This is a genomic window from Erythrobacter sp. SN021 (genome assembly GCF_021864455.1).
The window spans coordinates 1-349 of the sequence record NZ_JAKKUW010000146.1 but is presented as its reverse complement, the minus strand read 5'-3'; the positions used below and the strand labels follow the sequence as shown (position 1 = coordinate 349).

Annotated in this window: 1 protein-coding gene; it reads left to right on the top strand. The window is 45.0% G+C overall.

All coding sequences use genetic code 11. The annotated features are described in order from the left end of the window. The first annotated feature begins 46 nt into the window (after positions 1-46). A complete protein-coding gene (locus L5849_RS15325; RefSeq protein ID WP_236926243.1) occupies positions 47-340 on the top strand; it encodes an NDUFA4 family protein in 294 nt (97 codons plus the stop codon). Positions 341-349 lie beyond the last annotated feature (9 nt).

Genomic DNA, 349 nt, shown 5'->3' with positions numbered 1-349 from the left:
ATAAAATTGTGCCTTCGTGAGCTTATTTTTGAAAAGGTTTGAGAAGATGGCAACTACTAAGGCAAGGCAGAGTTTGTTTGGACTCGGTATTCTCAAAAAGAAATTTGAGCTGATTCCGTTGGTTGGCATCCTGGGTGTTGCCTGTGTTGGAGCAGCAGCGTACTCTTTCTACGCCATCTACCAGAAACCTGATGTGAGACTGAACAAATTTGCTGACCAGCCACCGTGGGAGAAAGTGAATCCAGAACAACCTCAGAAGCTAGTTACGCTGAACCAGAAATACAGGAAGATCCCAGAGCTCGAGGCTCTGCGAAAGGAGATTGGAAGCTACAAATATTAAAGTTCACCG